Genomic DNA, 14,997 nt, shown 5'->3' on the forward strand with positions numbered 1-14,997 from the left:
TGATTCCCCTCCGCCCATGCTGGTGGATTTTTCGCGGTCCGGAATCAGGGCGCTTCCCAAAGCGGGGGAACCGGAGACGTTCGGTCTCGCCTTCGCATGGGAACATCATGAGTACGCAAAGACGAACACGCCTCACTGCTCTCTTGGCATTCATGGCCGCCGCTGTCGGGCTGACGGCCGGGTGGCTCGCCGCTGCGGCCGCGGCCGACGCCTCCGGCGGGTGCCGAAGCCCGATTCGCTGTTCATCGGCGATGTGTCCGACGATACGGTGGCGAGGTTCGATCCTATACGGGCGACTACCTCGGCGACTTCGTGACGTCCGGGAGCGGCGGCCTCCTCGGGCCCATGGGCCTCCTCTTCGGCAAGCGCGGCGGCCCGAACAGCGAGCTCCTGGTCGTCAATCAGAACATCGGCGTCCCCATCCCGGGCGAGGTGCTGCGATACGACGGCATCGACGGCAGCTTCCTCGACGCGCTGGTGTCCACGGCGGATCCAGACGCCCCGTTCGCCCCGCGCGGCCTCGTCCTCGGCAAACACCAGACCCTCTTCGTCGCCGACCTGGGCCAGCCCGGCGACCCCACCTTGCCCGGCAGGCTCACCACGTTCGACGTGAGGACCGGCGAGTTCCTCGGAGACCTCGACACCACCGGCTTCGACGGCCTGTTCCGCCCGCGCGGCGTCGTGTTCGGCCCGGATGGTTCTCTGTACGTCTCCGTCACGAACCTCCCGGACCAGCTCGGCGGCCACATCCTGCGCTTCGATCCGGACACCGGCGAATTCCTCGACGTCGTCGTCGACGGCGACACCTGCGATTGCGACCTCCACCGCCCCGAGGGCCTCGTATTCGGGCCCGACGGACGGCTCTACGTCGCCAGCTTCCGCGCCGACGCGTGCGACACCGACAAGATCTTGATCTTCGAGCTCGTGGACGGCGTCGGCGTCCTCGACGAGCAGATCGAGCTGTTCGACTGCGAGCCGGACCCGGCGGGCGGCTGCGCGTGCGAGCCGCGGGCGTTCGCCCAGGATCTGCTGTTCGGACCGGGCGGAGCCCTGTACGTCCCGATCTCGGGCGGCAGCGTCGAGAACACCGGCTCCGTGCGGAGGTACGACGTCGACACCGGCAACTTCGACGTCATCGTCGAACCCAGCTCGGAGGGAGGTCCGCTCGGCGCCCCGTTCTACCTCACCTTCCGCGGCACCGATCCGGCCACCCTCGCGTATGAGGGCCCGAAGAACCCGAAGTGCCTCTCGCAGTGAGCCTGGCGGCGCGGCGCACGGCGCGGCGCGACAACGACCCGCGGGACTCGCGGCCCGCGTGGTATCCTCGCCGCGCATGCCAGTCGGTGATCCTGACGACCTCCGAATCCGTGCCCTGACCGAAGAATTGATCCGTCGCCTGCGCGGCTTCCTCGACGGGCGCGAGACCCATGCCGCCTTGCAGCAGTGGGCGCAATCCGCCTGGGGTGGGACGGAGGAGGGCCCTGTGGCCGCCAATCGTCTGGCCACCGAAGCGCTCCACGACCTCTGGAACGCCGACTCGCGGGTCCCGCCGCGCGACCTCGACAGTCCGCACATTTTCCGCCCCGTCGACGCCGCCGAGTCGCTGCGGCGATTGCGGCGAGGCACGCTCGTCGGCACCTTCCGCGAGGTCGCCGGCCTGAAGGACCCCCTGCGCGAGTTCGCCGCGCGCCTCGATCTCGAGACCGAGCGCCACGTCCTCGACGGCCTCGGCTGGTTCGAGTTCCTGCAATTCGCCTCCCCGGGCACCGGCCGGGTCTTCCTCCTCCAGCGCCCGCTCGAGGGCCCCGCGGCCGTCCATTTTCCGACCCTGGTCCGCGCCCCCGCGGCCGACGAACCGCAGGAGACCGTGCGCGACCTGTTCGAGACCCTCGTCATCGACGACAACGACGTCGCCGCGTTCGCCGACGAATTCGACGGACTCGCCATGCACCGGCGGGCACTGTGGCGGCAGGACGACAACGGCAACCGCGCCGTGGTCGCCACGTTCACCGGAGTCCGCAAGGCCGAGGCTGCCCTCCAGCGATACGCCGCCTCGATGCACAAGCAATTGTACTGGCTCGAATGAGGACGCCCGCGCGAACTCGGCTTCGCCGTTCGGCTCGCCGCGGTCCTCACAATCGACGAAGATTGCTTCGTACGGCGTGACGCCGCCCGTCCTCGCTCGCCGAGGTCGGGCGGCCGAATCGGCGACACCTCTCGCCGGCGCTCGCCGCGTATATAATCCGGGGATGCTCGCAGGTCTCCGACTCTCCTCGATCGCCCTCCTCGCGCTCGTCGCCGCCTGCGGGGACGGTGCTCCGGCGATCGATCCCTCCGCCGCGTCGACGACCGGCGGCGGCAGCTCGACCAGCAGCGAGAGCGGCGCCCCGACCAGCACCTCGAACCCCGACGACGGCACCACCGCCACCGACCAGCCCGTCACCACCACCGCCGCGAGCACCGGCGGTGAGCCGGGCACCACCACCGGCGAACCGGGCACCGGCGGCGAGCCGGGCACCACCGGCGAACCGGGCACCACCGGCGAGCCGCCGCTGCCTGGCTGCGGGGACACGCCGCCGGCCGACTTCCAGGCCGAGGCCAGCGCGCCTGCCGACGGCGCCGCGGTCCCCGGACCGTCGGTCGACCTCGTGGTCACGATCGGCGGACAGCTCCTCGCCGACGCGACGGCCAAGTTCCACCTCCGCGAGGTGCACGCCCTGACCGCCGACGACGACTTCACAATCGTCATTTTGCCGGACACGCAGAACTACACCCAGTTCCCCGGCAACTTCCCCCAATACCCGGCGCAGACCAAATGGGTGTGGGATCACCGCAACACCGACAATATCGTCGCAGTGCTGCACAACGGCGACGTCGTCCAGCACGGCAACCAGCAGGAGATCGAGTGGCAGCGGGCCGAGACTGCGATGAGCACCCTCGAGAAGACGGGGACCAAGTTCCCCGACGGGATCCCCTACGGGATCGCCGTCGGCAACCACGACAACGGCGCCAGCAGCCACGACGACGTCCCGTTCGCCACCACCTTCTTCAACAAGTACTTCGGCGTCGACCGCTTCAAGGACCGCGGGTATTACGGCGGGCACTACGGCAACAAGAACGACAACAACTGGATCCTCGTCCGCGCCGGCAACCTCGATATCGTCATGGTGAGCCTGGAGTACCGCGGCGAGCTCGGCCAGGACCCCGACGTCCTCGCGTGGGCCAGGGGTGTCTTCGAGGATCACCCGAACGCGCTCGGCATCGTCAACTCGCACCACATCGTCAAGGCCAACGGCGACTTCTCCGCCGAGGGCAAGAAGATCTACGAAGTGATGAAGAAGGTCGACAACGTCCAGCTGATGACGAGCGGGCACATCAAGGAGTTCCGGTCGCGCCGCACCGACAACTACATGGGCCACAAGATCCACTCGATGCTGGCCGACTACCAGGACCTCATCGTCCCCGCCGACGACTGCGCCGGCGGCTGCGGCTACATGCGGATCTGGCGGTTCTCGCCGGCGAAGGACCAGGTCAAGGTCGAGACCTACTCGCCGTCGCTCGACAAGTCGATGACCGGCCCCCAGGAGCAGTTCACCCTGGCCCTCGACCTCTCCGCGGCCACCGGCGTGTTCGAGGTCGTCGGCGAGGTCGCCGGCCACGACGCCGCGCTCGTCCACACCGTCAGCGACTTGAAGCCCGGCGCCACCTACGAGTGGTACGCGATCGTCAAGGAGTGCGGCGCGAAGGTCACGACCCCGATGCGGACCTTCACCGTCGAGTGACAGCCCCGACGCCTCGCGGGCGACACGCGTGCGCCCGCGCCGTCGTTCGCCAGGCTCGTCCCGCTCGCGGTCACCGCGAGGTGACGTGTTGGGCCGGCCGCGATTTATCGTCTCGGCAATGACGACCGTCCTCGAACCGACGCGCGCGACCCTCGCTGCCCTCGCGGCCCTCGACCCGGACGCCGGCCCTGTCGAGATGCTCAACCTGCTCCGCTTCCGCGAGCGCGCCGACTACCCCGACGGCGTCCCGGCGTGCTCCGGACGCGAGGCGTATCTCCGTTACGGCGCACAGGTGCAGGTCCACCTCGAGCGCGTCGGCGCGGTGCTGGTGCGGCGCGCGGCGGCCCTGCTCGCCTTCATCGCCCCCGCGGGCGAGCACTGGGACGAAGTCCTCGTCGTGCGTTACCCGAGCGTCGGCGCCTTCCTGCGGATGATCGGCGATCCGGATTATCAGCAGATCGCGATCCACCGCCACGCAGCGCTCGCGGACGCGCGGCTCATCGTCACCCGTCCGCACGAGTAGCTCATGGCGCCCCTCCCCAGTCTCGCCGAGGGCGCGCTCCCGCCCGCACGGCCGCGATCGCCGGCGCTTGCGGCCTCGGCGGACTCGTGCTCTCGTGGCGCATGCATAGGAATTCGATCGGCTCGCAGCGGCGTGCGCTGTGGACGGGAGCGTTGTTCTGGCTCGCCGCGTGCGGCGACGGCACCGGCACCGGCACCGACACCGCGGTCGCCACCACCACCGCCACCACCACCGGGCCCACCAGCGGCGTCACCGACAGCACCGGGACCCCGCCGCCGACCACGGGCGGCCCCGACACCGCGGGCACCGTCGGCGAGACGAATGGCACCACCGCGACCGGCGGCCCGACCACCAGCGAGACCGGCGAATCGACCGCCACCGAGACCAGCATGGGCGTCACCACCGGGCCCGGCCCCGACATGGGCCCGGCGTGCGCCGACACCTGCGAGGACGGCGTCTGCGTCGGCGAGGTGTGCTGCCCGATCAACCAGGCCTGCACCGACACCTGCTGCGGCGTCGGCGAGGTGTGCTCCTTCCAGCAGTGCGTCGTCCCCGGCGACGACTGCGTCGACGCCACCGATTGCCCTGACGGATCGTACTGTGAATATACCCTCGGCGAGGCCGAGCAGCCGCCGATGTGCATGGGCGGCGTCTCCCTCGACAGCGGCAAGTGCCTGCCCCAGCCGCCCGAGTGCCCCGACGGCGTCGAGCCGATGGAGGGCGAGCCCATCACCTGCCTGCCGAAGTGCGAGGTCGTCCCGCCGGTCAACGACTTCGGCATCGTCCTCAAGCACGCCTGGGGCGGCCAGGTCACCCCGCCCTATTCCTCCGACGTCATGATGTCGCCGATCGTCATCAACCTGGACGACGACGACTGCGACGGCAAGGTCAACGAGAAGGACATCCCCGAGATCGTCTTCAGCACCTTCAGCGGCGGCGCGTATTACAAGCAGGGCACGCTCCACGCCATCTCGGTGGTCGGCGGCCAGCTCGTGGAGAAGTTCAGCGTGCCCAACGTCGTCCAGCCCGGCGGCGGCCTCGCGGCCGCGGACCTCACCGGCGACGGCGTGCCCGAGATCGTCGGCTGCATGAACCCCGGGCCGGCCGGCGTCGCGTGTTGCGACGCCATCGCCCAGAACACCGGCGTCATCGCCTTCAACGCCGACGGCACCACCCTCTGGACCCAACCGGACACGACCAAGGTCCATTGCGGCAACCAGGCGCCCGCCATCGGCGACGTCGATCAGGACGGCACCCCCGAGGTGCTCGTCGGCTTCACCCTCCTCGACGGGGTCACCGGCGCCGTCGAGATGGAGCTCGATCCCGCCACCAGCTGGGGTCAGCGCCTCACCGGCCTCAGCGACCTCGACGGCGACGGCTTCCTCGACATCACCGACGGCCAGCGCGCCTACCGGGCCGACGGCGACATCCTTTGGGACCTCCGCAACGGCCCCAACGCCGTCGTCGGCGGCTACCACGGCGTCGGCGACTTCGACCTCGACGGCCAGCCCGAGGTCGTCATCATCTCGAGCGGCGGCCCGCACACCATGCAGGTTGCTCCGGCGCGACCACCGGTGTTGGATCGCGCGGAGCAACAGGTGCTTGACCGGCGTGCCCTGGGCCGTACGATGGACGACTATGGGCACGCGTCGGTGGTTCGGGGAGTTGGAGGGATGGCTGCGACGTTCGGGCTTGACGAAGCAAGAGCTCGCGGAGCGCTCGGAACACAGCTTCGCTCACGTGCTCGCGTTGTTCGATCAGCCCGAGCCAAACCCGAAGCTAGGGCTTTACCTCGAACTCGTGCACAAGGCCGGAGCTCGCTTCCATGGTATCGAGGTCAACGAGCCTGCCGCAGTCGTGGCGCGGATCAGAGAGAGCATTGCGCGCGAGCAGATTCTGACCGTGTCGGCGCTCGCCAAGGTCTCCGGCATCAACCGCTCTCAGCTCAGCAGCCTTCTCAACGATCCCGATCCGAACCCGACGCTGGCGACGTTCGATCGTCTCGTCGCTACGCTGGGCGCCGAGCAGGAATTCGGGCTCGTCAGCTTCATGGGTGCGGAGGTCGAGCAGGCGATCGTCGTCGGCATCGAGGAAGTGGAGGCCGTGAAACAGGAGACGAGGGCGCGCCACCTGTGGGCCGTCCCGAACCCGACGCCCACGATGTCAGCGGCGGCCGAGCGCGCGGCGCAAGCGAAGGCCGAGGCGCTCGCGGCCGAGTTGACCGAGCGTATCAGCAGACTCCACGAGATCAACGTCGCGCTCGAGAAGCGGATCGCAGACGACGCCGCCGAGCTCGAAAGGCTGCGTGGCTTGAACGCCGCGCTCGAGCGCCTCCGGGCGGAAGATGAAGCCGAGATCGCCAGACTGACGCAGGCGAACCGCGAGCTCGAGCAGCTGCGCGTGCAGGATCGGGCCGAGCTCGCCGAGCTGTCCGCCCGGAAGGACTGGAGTCTCGGCCGCAAGCTCCTGTTCGGCGTGTCGTGTGTCGCTGTGGGCGCGGGTGCTGCGGCCATCGTAATGCAGTCTCGGGGCCGCTCGTAGCGCGCCAACGATCAAGCGCCCCGGGCATCGCCTACGACCGCTACGTCAAGCCGCGCTGTTTGAGCGCTCACTCGAGCGGGAGGCGGACACGCACGCGCCCGGCGATCTCGCTCACCGGGAAGCGAACGCGCTCGAGTGCATCGTGGGCGCAGGCGTGCCAGGGGTAGCGCGGATCGTCGGGAGCCGGCGCGCGGGCGTTGAGCGTGACCACGACGCCCTTGCCCCGAACGACGTCGAGGTCGGCCGTGATAGCGCCGGGGATGTCCTTGCAGACGCGCAGCACTTTTATGGCGTTTTGCGCTGCGGCGGTCGCCTCTGCCGTCGTTACCGCGCCACGCGGCGACGGCTGTGTGCGACGCAACGCCGAGGGTCGCTTGCCGGTCGCGTCGGTCGTCTGGGCTGGGTTCGGCGGCTTACCCTCGTGCGACGACTTCATCGGCGCGACCTCGGCAGTCGCTGGCTTGGTCAGCCCCTCGCCGGTCGAAGTGCGCGACTTCTCCTCCATGCTGGGCGGCGGGGTCGGCGACGGCATCATCGGCGCATCGGCGCCCTGCACGTCCCCGGCAAGCTGCGCCGCGATATCGCCAGGCGCGGTCACGCGTCCCACGACCACGCCAACCGCGACCGCAACCATCAGCGCAAGGAGCCCCCACAAGCCGCCGCGCCAAACGATGGGAGTCACGCGCGACGTGCCGGTCGGCAGATCGACGGGCGCCGCTTCTGCAGCGGCGGTGGTCGCTTGCGAAGGTGTTGGCCCTTCGACCGCGGCAGCGCTCGCAACGGGTGCGCTCTCCGGCGTCGCGCTCAACACGGCCGGCGCGACCGGGACAGTTGGCGCGGCCGCCGCGGCTTCCTGCTCGGCCTCGGCTTCCTCGCGCTTGACGGCTTCAAGCTCTTCCTCTTCCGCCGCGAGCGCTTCCTCCACGGCCCGCAGCGTGGGCCGACCGCTCGGGCTCGGGTTCACCATGGCGATGAGCAAGGACTCGAGGCCGGACGGGCACTCGGGACACACCTTGCGCGCCGGTACGGGCTCGCTGCCGCCCGGCGGGAACGGGCGCAAGCCCGTGAGCAGGCGGTAGAGCAACAGTCCGAGCGCGAACACGTCGCTCGCGGCAGTAAACGCCCCGCCGCTGCGAACTTCCGGCGCCGCGTAGTCCATGTTTCGAAGCGGCTTCTCGCTCTTGGGCTCCGCGCGTGCCTCCGGCGGCGTCGCCCACCGCTCCGTCAGGTGGGCGTAGAACCCGGGCGAGACCTGCGCGTGGTCGAAGTCGAAGATCCACGCCTGCGGCTTTTCTCCGCGTGCGATCAGGATGTTGCCCGCGTGCAGGTCGCGGTACACGAGGTCGACCGCATGCACGGCCATGAGTGCGCTCGCGAGCTGACGCCCCACCGTCAGCACATCGTCGGGGCGCAAATGCCTGTCGAGGCTTGTGACGTCCGTCGCCGGCGAGCCGTCGCACAGCTCCGTGATCGTGAACGCCTCCCGGCCCTCGACCCCGTAGTGGTGGATCTGCGGGATGTTCGGGTGGCGCAGCGCCGACAGGATCTTCGCCGCGCGGTGAAAGCGGATCGCGTCGTCCTCGCTCGGCTTCGCGTCGCGCAGCACCTTGAGCGCGACCTCGCGTGACAGCCCACGATCGGAGGCGCGGAAGACCACCGCGCTCGCGCCGACGCCGATGACCTCCAAGCGGTCGAAGCTGCCGCCGAACAGGTCTCGGCGCGACGTTGGCGGGTGCGCCGCGAGGATCGCCTCGAGCCCGCGGCGCAGGTGATCCGCGGACGGTAGCCGATCGCTCGCCTCGGGCTCGAGCGCCGAGCGGAGAAGTCGCGAAAAGTCCTCCGGCACCTCGCTGCTGGGGTTCACCTCGTGGATCGGCCGGAGCCCTGTCAGCTTCGGCAGGAGCTGGGTGCAGAGCTGGTAGAGCGTGGCGCCGAGCAGGTACACGTCCAGGAGCGGATTGGCGTCGCAGAGCCCCGCCTCCGGCGGAAGATAGTCCGGCGTGCCGATCGCCCGGCCGAGCTGGGTCTTGTGGCGGATCACGGGCGGGGTGAAGCGCGCGTCCTGGGTCTCGTGGAACGGAGCGCCGACGCTCGCCAGGCCGAGATCGATCAGCTTCGCCACACGCCGATCGGCGCCGATCGTCAGGATGATGTTGTCCGGCTTGATGTCGCGGTGGATCACGCCGACGCGATGTAGGGCGTGCAACGCGTCGGCGATCTGAATGCCGATCGCGGCGACCTCGCGCCACGGGAGCGGGCCGTTTGTGAGGCGCTGTGACGAGGGCTCGCCGTCGAGGTGCTCGAGCGCGATGTACGGTTGCTCATCGTCCGTGTGTCCGAACGCGATCGCTCGCACGATGTTCTCGTGCTGAATGTTGCTCAGGATCTCCGCCTCGACCGCGAACCGGCGCCGCGCGTCCGGGCTGCAGGCGCGCAGGAGCTTGATAGCGACGTAGCACTTGCGCGTGAGATCCTTGGCCAAGAACACGTGGGCCATGCCGCCCTTCGCCAGGCGTCGGACGATCTTGTAGCGCCCGTCGAGTAGCTCGCCGATGAAGTCGGCGCCTACTTCCTTGTAGATGGGCCACGTCGGCTTGGGCCCGGAGCGTGGGGTGAGGGGGCTGTCCATCGTCGCCAAGAGTGCCACAGCTCCAGGCGAGAAAGACCGCCTAAAGACCTTTCCAGCCTTTTTCACGCCTGTCTCGTCTCACGCCCGGCCCCGCTTCATCCCTCGTTCGGCCACCTTCATCCCTCTTTCAACACGAGCCAGAGCACGATCGGCCCGCGTGGTGGTACAACGAACCCATGCCCGCACGCGCCTTGCTCTCCCTCGTCCTTGCGGGGCCCACCCTGGCGGCGCCGCCGCTGTCGCCCACGGCGACCAACGCCGAGATCAACGACGAGATCACGGCGGCCGACCCGACGATTACCGCCGACAACCTCGCGCCGCTGGAGCGGCTCATCGCCGCTGCCGAGCTGGTGGAGTCGAGACTCGCGGACACGTCCGACGTCAAAGACCTCGGCGATCTGCTCACGCTCGCCGTGACCGCGCGGCGCGTCGCGTACCAGCGCACGAACGACGCCACGCACCTGTGCCAACTGCTCGCCACCGCGGAGCGGGTTCTCGCGCGCACGGACACCCCACCGCCCGAGGCGACGGACTTCCGCGACGAAGCGCGCGCCGGCCTCGCCTCGCACGCTGAAGCGGCCGCACGCGGCGACACGGGCTTCGTCGCGCCCCCTTGCGTGCAGCCGACAACCGAGCCCAAGCCCAGCCCCGTGGCGGAGCCCGAGCAGGGGCGCGAACCTTCGCCCGCGATGACACCGCCGACGACGGGCCGCACGCCTCCGCGCGCCAGCGGCCTGACGATCGCCGGCGGGGTCTTGCTCGGCACGGCCGCCCTCGCCGCCCTCGCCATTATTCCCGTGCAGGTCCGCCGCGCCGGGGCGTACAGCGACCTCGAGACGTTGATCGCCGAGATCGAGCAGGCGGGCCACCGGACGCCGGAGCAGGCGCAGCGCATGAGTGACCTGGGATCTGTGGGGGCGTGGACGAAGGGCGCCAAGATCGGCCTCGCTATCTCGGCGGCCGTCCTCGGGGCGGTCGGCATCGGCATGATCGCCCGCGGCAAGCTGCGCCCGACGACCGACCGGGCCCGCCTCGCGCCCTACGGCGGGCCCCAGGGCGCCGGCCTTTCGCTTTTCGGGCGCTTCTAGGGATACCCCCTTGGGAGAAATGAAACGTCGTCAACGCGCCTGGACGTGGCGCCACGACTTCGCGCGCGGACCCGCGCGTGGTACCATCGCAACGATGGTCCGCCGCACGCTTCTGTCCGTCGCCGTCCTCGCCGCCTGCGCGGGAGACTTCGATCAGCTCCTGCAGCAAGGGGGGGCATACCCGATCAGCGACGGGACCAGCGGATCGACCGCCGACGATCCGAGCCCAGCGAGCACTACGGCCGACACGACGGCCAGCACCGCAGACGCGAGCGCGACGATCGGTGAGGCGACGTCGGGGAGCGCGTCGGCGACCGACGGCGGGACAGCGAGCGACGGCGCGACCGGCACCACCACCGACGACGGAAAGGCCCTGCCGGTCAACGTGGAGGTATTTCTGACGCCGACGTCGGTGGACAAGGTCGGCGAGGTGCAGGTCATGGTGTCAACGTCGCGCCCGGTCGCGACGATCGACGTGTTCGACGGGGACGTGCCCCTCGCGCTCGGCGCGACGCCGGGGGATCCGGTCTGCGTGTTCGAGGTGACGTCGGACAACGTCCCCGGCGACGGCACGCACACGATCCGCGCCGTCGCGCATGCCGCCGACGGCGTGAGCGGGCAAGCCGAGAAGGACCTGACGATCGACGTCGCGCCCGGCGGCATCGACGTCTGGCCGCCCTACGTGCAGGTCGGGCCGATCAACGGCTTCACGAGCGCGACGCTACTCGACGACGCGGCGATCGCCGCCGCGGGCTTCTACGAGACACAACAGGGGCTCGAGGCGGTCGCGGTGAAGATCGACGGGGCGACCGGCAAGCTCGAGGCGGGCCCGGTCGCGCTCGGTAAGGTCGCGCTCGCGTCCGCGGGGAGCGGACCGGCGATCGCCGCCAGCGACGACGGCGCGGTGTTCGTCGCGTCGACGCAACTCGGGCCGATGTGGGCGGTGTCCAAGGTGTGGCTCGACAAGCCGCTGTCGTTCGAGTGGAAGGCGACGGGTGACCTCAAGACTAAAGCGCTCGCGGTCACGGTCGCGGGCCCCTTCGTGATCGTCGTCGGCGCGCTCGAGGTGTCGCCTGGCACGCATGACCTCCGGGTATGGTGGCTGGCGGCCGAGGACGGAGCGCTGCTTCACGAGGCGCCTTTCGCCGCGTCTCTCGCCGACGACCCGCCGAACAAGCTGGACGAGATCGGCCGCGGCGTGGCCATCGTCGGCGACGAAGTCATCGTCGTTGGCGAGCGCATGATCTGGGGCGACGACAACAAGACCTATCGGCGCGCGGTCGTGCTGCGGTACTCGCTCGCGGGAGAGCTCCTCGACGAGTGGACCTCGCCCGGCGAGATCCTCGCGGAGGACGGCGCGATGGGGGTCGCACCGCTCCGTGGGGGCGGGTTCGTAACCGTTGGCTGGGGGCGTAATCTATTTACGATCCGTCAGGTGATGACACGCTGGTTCTCGGCCGCGGGCCAGGCCGGGCCCGTGCGGGTCGAGCCCACGCCGGGGAACGACGCGATCGGCTACGCAATCGGCGAGGATCGCGAGGGCAAGATCATCATCGCCGGCTCACGCAAGCAACCGGCCACTGACACGGACGCCTGGATCTTCGCCATCCCCGGCCCACTCGGCGCGCACGCCTGGGACGTCGTCCGCAACGGGCCGGGCCAGGGGCCCGACGACGCCGCGGGGCTCGCCATCGGCCCCTGGGGTCACGTGTCCGTCGTGGGGAGCGAATTCTCCGACCTGCAGCCGCGTGCGTTCGCGCTGCGGCTCTACCCGTAGACGCTCACTTCGGCACGAACACGTCGCACTGCGCCTTGATCTTCGCCGCGGCGGCGGCGAAGTACCCATCGTAGCTGGCGACGCACATCGACCCGAACACTGAATGGGGAAGCAGCTCCGTCCAGGTGCGGAGCTTGTGATAGCCCGGGGGGATGCCCTCGTAGCCGCACAGACCGTCCGGATCGTCGATGTCGTTCGTGATCACGAGCAGCACCACCGCGTCCGCATCGCCGCCCTTGGCCTCGACCAGCGCGTCCGCCCAATCCTGGGGCGTGCCCGCGCTGAACTCGTCCCAGACGTCATCGATGGCGACGACCACGAGGAGCGCGTCATCGCGGAGAAATCCCGCGTTGCAGCCGGCCGGCGCGTTGATCTCATCCGTCAGTGAGCTGACGGCGGCCCCGGCGACCAACCCGCCGCCGCTGGTACCGACCGACCCGACGCAAGTGAACGCGCCGATCAGATCCGGCTGGCCCGCGGTGATGTAGCGGTGGCCGCCGGCGAGGTCACACCGCTCGTTGCTCGCGTCCCACCCCGCCGAGAAGGTAATCCCCGCGCCCTGCACCGTGTCGCAAGGCTCGAGCACCGCCCCGCACGGATAGTCCTGCGGCCCGGTCGGGCAGGTGTCGACGCAGTCCTCACAGCCCGGGATCCCCCACGGCGGGCCATACTGACGCGGCGTGACGATGTGGTAGTCGAAGCCGGCGAATTCGGTCTCAAGGGTGTCGATGAAGCCCGGAAAGCTCGCCTTGAGAGCGTCCTGCTGGTTCTTCATCGTGTTGCGGGAGCTGATCGAGAAAATGAGATCGACCTTGCCCATGCAGCCTGGCGGCGGCTTGTCGCCGCCGTCCGGCGGCGTACCGCCATCTGGGATGCCGAAGCCCGCCGAGCTGGTGGAGCTGTTCGACGCCGCGGCCGAGTCCTCCGCCGAGCTGGTGGTCGTCGACGTCGACGTCGACGCGTCACCGCTCGAGCTTGTCCCCTGCGGAGCGGTCGTGATGCTCGAGCCGAATCCCGGCCCCGGCCCCTCGCCGTTGTTGCAGGCGGCGAGAGCGGCGAGAGCGGCGAGCGCGAGACGGCGCATGATGTTCAGGCTAGCGCGTGCGGCGGGCGATGTCACCACACGGGGGCCGTAGTCCGCGGCAACCTGCACGGCGCTCTGTCGATCTAACACGGTACACCACCGGCCTCGCGCCCCTCCGCGCGTGGCGCCGTGACAGCCGATGTCGTGGAGGAAGCCCGCCCAACATCGCGGCGTGGCGGCCTCGGCCCTGACCCATGCGGAGGAAGAGAACCATGATCGCACTCGCCACCTTGAACAAGATCCTCGAGCGCAGCCTCGCCGCGGCCAAAAAGCCCGACGACGCCCGTTCGGAACGCCTCGCCGCGCACAAGCGGAGCCGCTTCGCCGCGCTCACGCCCGACAGCTTCGCGGACGTGACACACACCCGTATCCTCGACAGCTACCGCTTCATCACCGCCCACGTCGCGCTCCCGTGCCCGATTCACGGCGAGCCGCTGACTGACGAACAGCTCGGGCAAGGGCTCGGCGATCTCGCGATCGAAACCGAGAAGTCGGCGGTATGGTTCCTTGTGGTCGTCGTGATCGCCGCCGCTGCGCTCGTGGACGGATGCAGTTGTCCCTCCGGGCACTCCGGCGGCGCCCCGAATAACCCGGGGACCCAGCCGTTCGGCGGCGGCAAGCCCTGATAGACTCGTGTCGGCATGGACGCGCCGACGCCACCGCAGCGCCCCTCGCAGAAGCGGGGGGCGCTTGTCGTCGCCACGATCCTCGCCGACTTCGCGTGGGTCGCTACGCACATCCCGGTCCTCGGGGCGCTCGGCCTCATCGACGGCGAAGCCGGGTTCTACGCCAGCTACCAAGCCGGCCGCTGTCTGATCGCGGGTGTCGCCCTCGCGTGGGCGCTGCGCTCCGGCTGGTTCAGTGCGCCCGAGCTCGGGCTTGCCGTGGCGCGGCACGGGCCGGCGCTGCGCTGGCTCGCCAAGGTCGCGGCCGTAGCGATCCTCGCGGCGGCGGTGGTGCTGGTCCTCGGGCGGCTCGCGCTCCCGAGTCTCGTGTGCGATCTGGGCGAGCGGGCACTACGGGTCCCGGTGGTCTACCCGTGGCCCGTGTTCGTGCGAGACACGATCTGCATGGTCCTGCTCGCGCCGCTCTACGAGGAGATCGTGTATCGCTCTCTCCTGCTGTCCGCGCTCCGCGAGCGGTTCAAGGACTCACACGCGCTGGCGATCGGCGGCGGCGTGTTCGTGGTCCTGCACTACCTCTACGGCTACGGCTGGAACACCGGCTATCTCCTCGTCGCCCTGGCGCTCGGCTGGGTCTTCCTCCGCACCGGATCGATCCTCCCCGGCGTCGTGCTCCACGCTGCGAACAACCTGTGGTTCGCCGCAAGCTCGCACGGTCGACACGTGCTCGGGGACGCCGCGATCCTCGACTGGCTCTGCGGGCGGTGAGCGGCACGGCGTTCTGGGGCGGGCTGTTCCTGGCACGACGGCCCGCCGACCCGCGGCCCCGAGGCTGGGCCCGGGGGGGGCGTCCAGGCCAGTCCAGGGCCCCGGATGCGCGGCGGCCGGTCGCCATGCGCCTCCAGCGGCAGCCCACGCCCCTTCCCTCCGGCACGGCAGCGTGCATCGGC

14 protein-coding genes are annotated in these 14,997 nt (G+C 70.0%); 10 read left to right on the plus strand and 4 right to left on the minus strand.

The window, feature by feature from the left end; all coding sequences use genetic code 11:
* The first annotated feature begins 345 nt into the window (after nucleotides 1-345).
* The 4 genes from O0S08_RS24110 (at nucleotide 346) to O0S08_RS24125 (ending at nucleotide 4,305) form a co-directional block, all read left to right on the plus strand.
* Complete coding sequence (locus O0S08_RS24110; protein WP_269041586.1) at nucleotides 346-1,257, plus strand: Vgb family protein; 912 nt, start codon at nucleotides 346-348, stop codon at nucleotides 1,255-1,257.
* 76 nt (nucleotides 1,258-1,333) lie between these two features.
* Entirely contained in the window at nucleotides 1,334-2,086 is a 753-nt protein-coding gene (locus O0S08_RS24115; RefSeq protein ID WP_269041587.1) for a hypothetical protein, read from the plus strand.
* A gap of 163 nt (nucleotides 2,087-2,249) precedes the next feature.
* A complete protein-coding gene (locus O0S08_RS24120) occupies nucleotides 2,250-3,782 on the plus strand; it encodes a metallophosphoesterase (RefSeq protein WP_269041588.1) in 1,533 nt (510 codons plus the stop codon).
* Between the two features lie 118 nt (nucleotides 3,783-3,900).
* Nucleotides 3,901-4,305 (plus strand): DUF1330 domain-containing protein, encoded by a 405-nt coding sequence (locus tag O0S08_RS24125; protein ID WP_269041589.1) that lies wholly within the window; start codon nucleotides 3,901-3,903, stop codon nucleotides 4,303-4,305.
* Nucleotide 4,306: 1 nt separating this feature from the next.
* Here the strand turns inward: O0S08_RS24125 and O0S08_RS24130 are convergent, their stop codons facing one another.
* Both O0S08_RS24130 and O0S08_RS24135 read right to left on the minus strand, forming a co-directional pair.
* A complete protein-coding gene (locus O0S08_RS24130; protein ID WP_269041590.1) occupies nucleotides 4,307-5,086 on the minus strand; it encodes a hypothetical protein in 780 nt (259 codons plus the stop codon).
* Nucleotides 5,087-5,248: 162 nt separating this feature from the next.
* Nucleotides 5,249-5,500, minus strand: coding sequence for a hypothetical protein (locus O0S08_RS24135; protein ID WP_269041591.1), 252 nt, complete (start codon nucleotides 5,498-5,500; stop codon nucleotides 5,249-5,251).
* Between the two features lie 497 nt (nucleotides 5,501-5,997).
* Here O0S08_RS24135 and O0S08_RS24140 point away from each other — a divergent pair, with 497 nt between their 5' ends.
* Entirely contained in the window at nucleotides 5,998-6,846 is an 849-nt protein-coding gene (locus O0S08_RS24140; RefSeq protein ID WP_269041592.1) for a helix-turn-helix domain-containing protein, read from the plus strand.
* Nucleotides 6,847-6,913: 67 nt separating this feature from the next.
* Here the strand turns inward: O0S08_RS24140 and O0S08_RS24145 are convergent, their stop codons facing one another.
* A complete protein-coding gene (locus O0S08_RS24145; RefSeq protein ID WP_269041593.1) occupies nucleotides 6,914-9,475 on the minus strand; it encodes a protein kinase domain-containing protein in 2,562 nt (853 codons plus the stop codon).
* A gap of 176 nt (nucleotides 9,476-9,651) precedes the next feature.
* Here O0S08_RS24145 and O0S08_RS24150 point away from each other — a divergent pair, with 176 nt between their 5' ends.
* Entirely contained in the window at nucleotides 9,652-10,563 is a 912-nt protein-coding gene (locus O0S08_RS24150; RefSeq protein ID WP_269041594.1) for a hypothetical protein, read from the plus strand.
* A 94-nt stretch (nucleotides 10,564-10,657) separates the two neighbouring features.
* Nucleotides 10,658-12,340 (plus strand): hypothetical protein, encoded by a 1,683-nt coding sequence (locus tag O0S08_RS24155; protein WP_269041595.1) that lies wholly within the window; start codon nucleotides 10,658-10,660, stop codon nucleotides 12,338-12,340.
* 4 nt (nucleotides 12,341-12,344) lie between these two features.
* On the opposite strand, the gene O0S08_RS24160 is transcribed toward O0S08_RS24155, so the two are convergent.
* Nucleotides 12,345-13,160 (minus strand): hypothetical protein, encoded by an 816-nt coding sequence (locus O0S08_RS24160; RefSeq protein ID WP_269041596.1) that lies wholly within the window; start codon nucleotides 13,158-13,160, stop codon nucleotides 12,345-12,347.
* 52 nt (nucleotides 13,161-13,212) lie between these two features.
* On the opposite strand from O0S08_RS24160, the gene O0S08_RS24165 reads away from it, so the two are divergent.
* The 3 genes from O0S08_RS24165 (at nucleotide 13,213) to O0S08_RS24175 (ending at nucleotide 14,815) form a co-directional block, all read left to right on the plus strand.
* On the plus strand, nucleotides 13,213-13,476 hold the full coding sequence (locus O0S08_RS24165; protein ID WP_269041597.1) for a hypothetical protein: 264 nt from the start codon (nucleotides 13,213-13,215) through the stop codon (nucleotides 13,474-13,476).
* A gap of 160 nt (nucleotides 13,477-13,636) precedes the next feature.
* Nucleotides 13,637-14,050 (plus strand): hypothetical protein, encoded by a 414-nt coding sequence (locus O0S08_RS24170; RefSeq protein ID WP_269041598.1) that lies wholly within the window; start codon nucleotides 13,637-13,639, stop codon nucleotides 14,048-14,050.
* 15 nt (nucleotides 14,051-14,065) lie between these two features.
* Entirely contained in the window at nucleotides 14,066-14,815 is a 750-nt protein-coding gene (locus tag O0S08_RS24175) for a CPBP family intramembrane glutamic endopeptidase (protein WP_269041599.1), read from the plus strand.
* The last annotated feature ends 182 nt before the right edge of the window (nucleotides 14,816-14,997 follow it).

The sequence above is a fragment of the Nannocystis punicea genome (genome assembly GCF_026965555.1).
Taxonomy (GTDB): domain Bacteria; phylum Myxococcota_A; class Polyangia; order Nannocystales; family Nannocystaceae; genus Nannocystis; species Nannocystis punicea.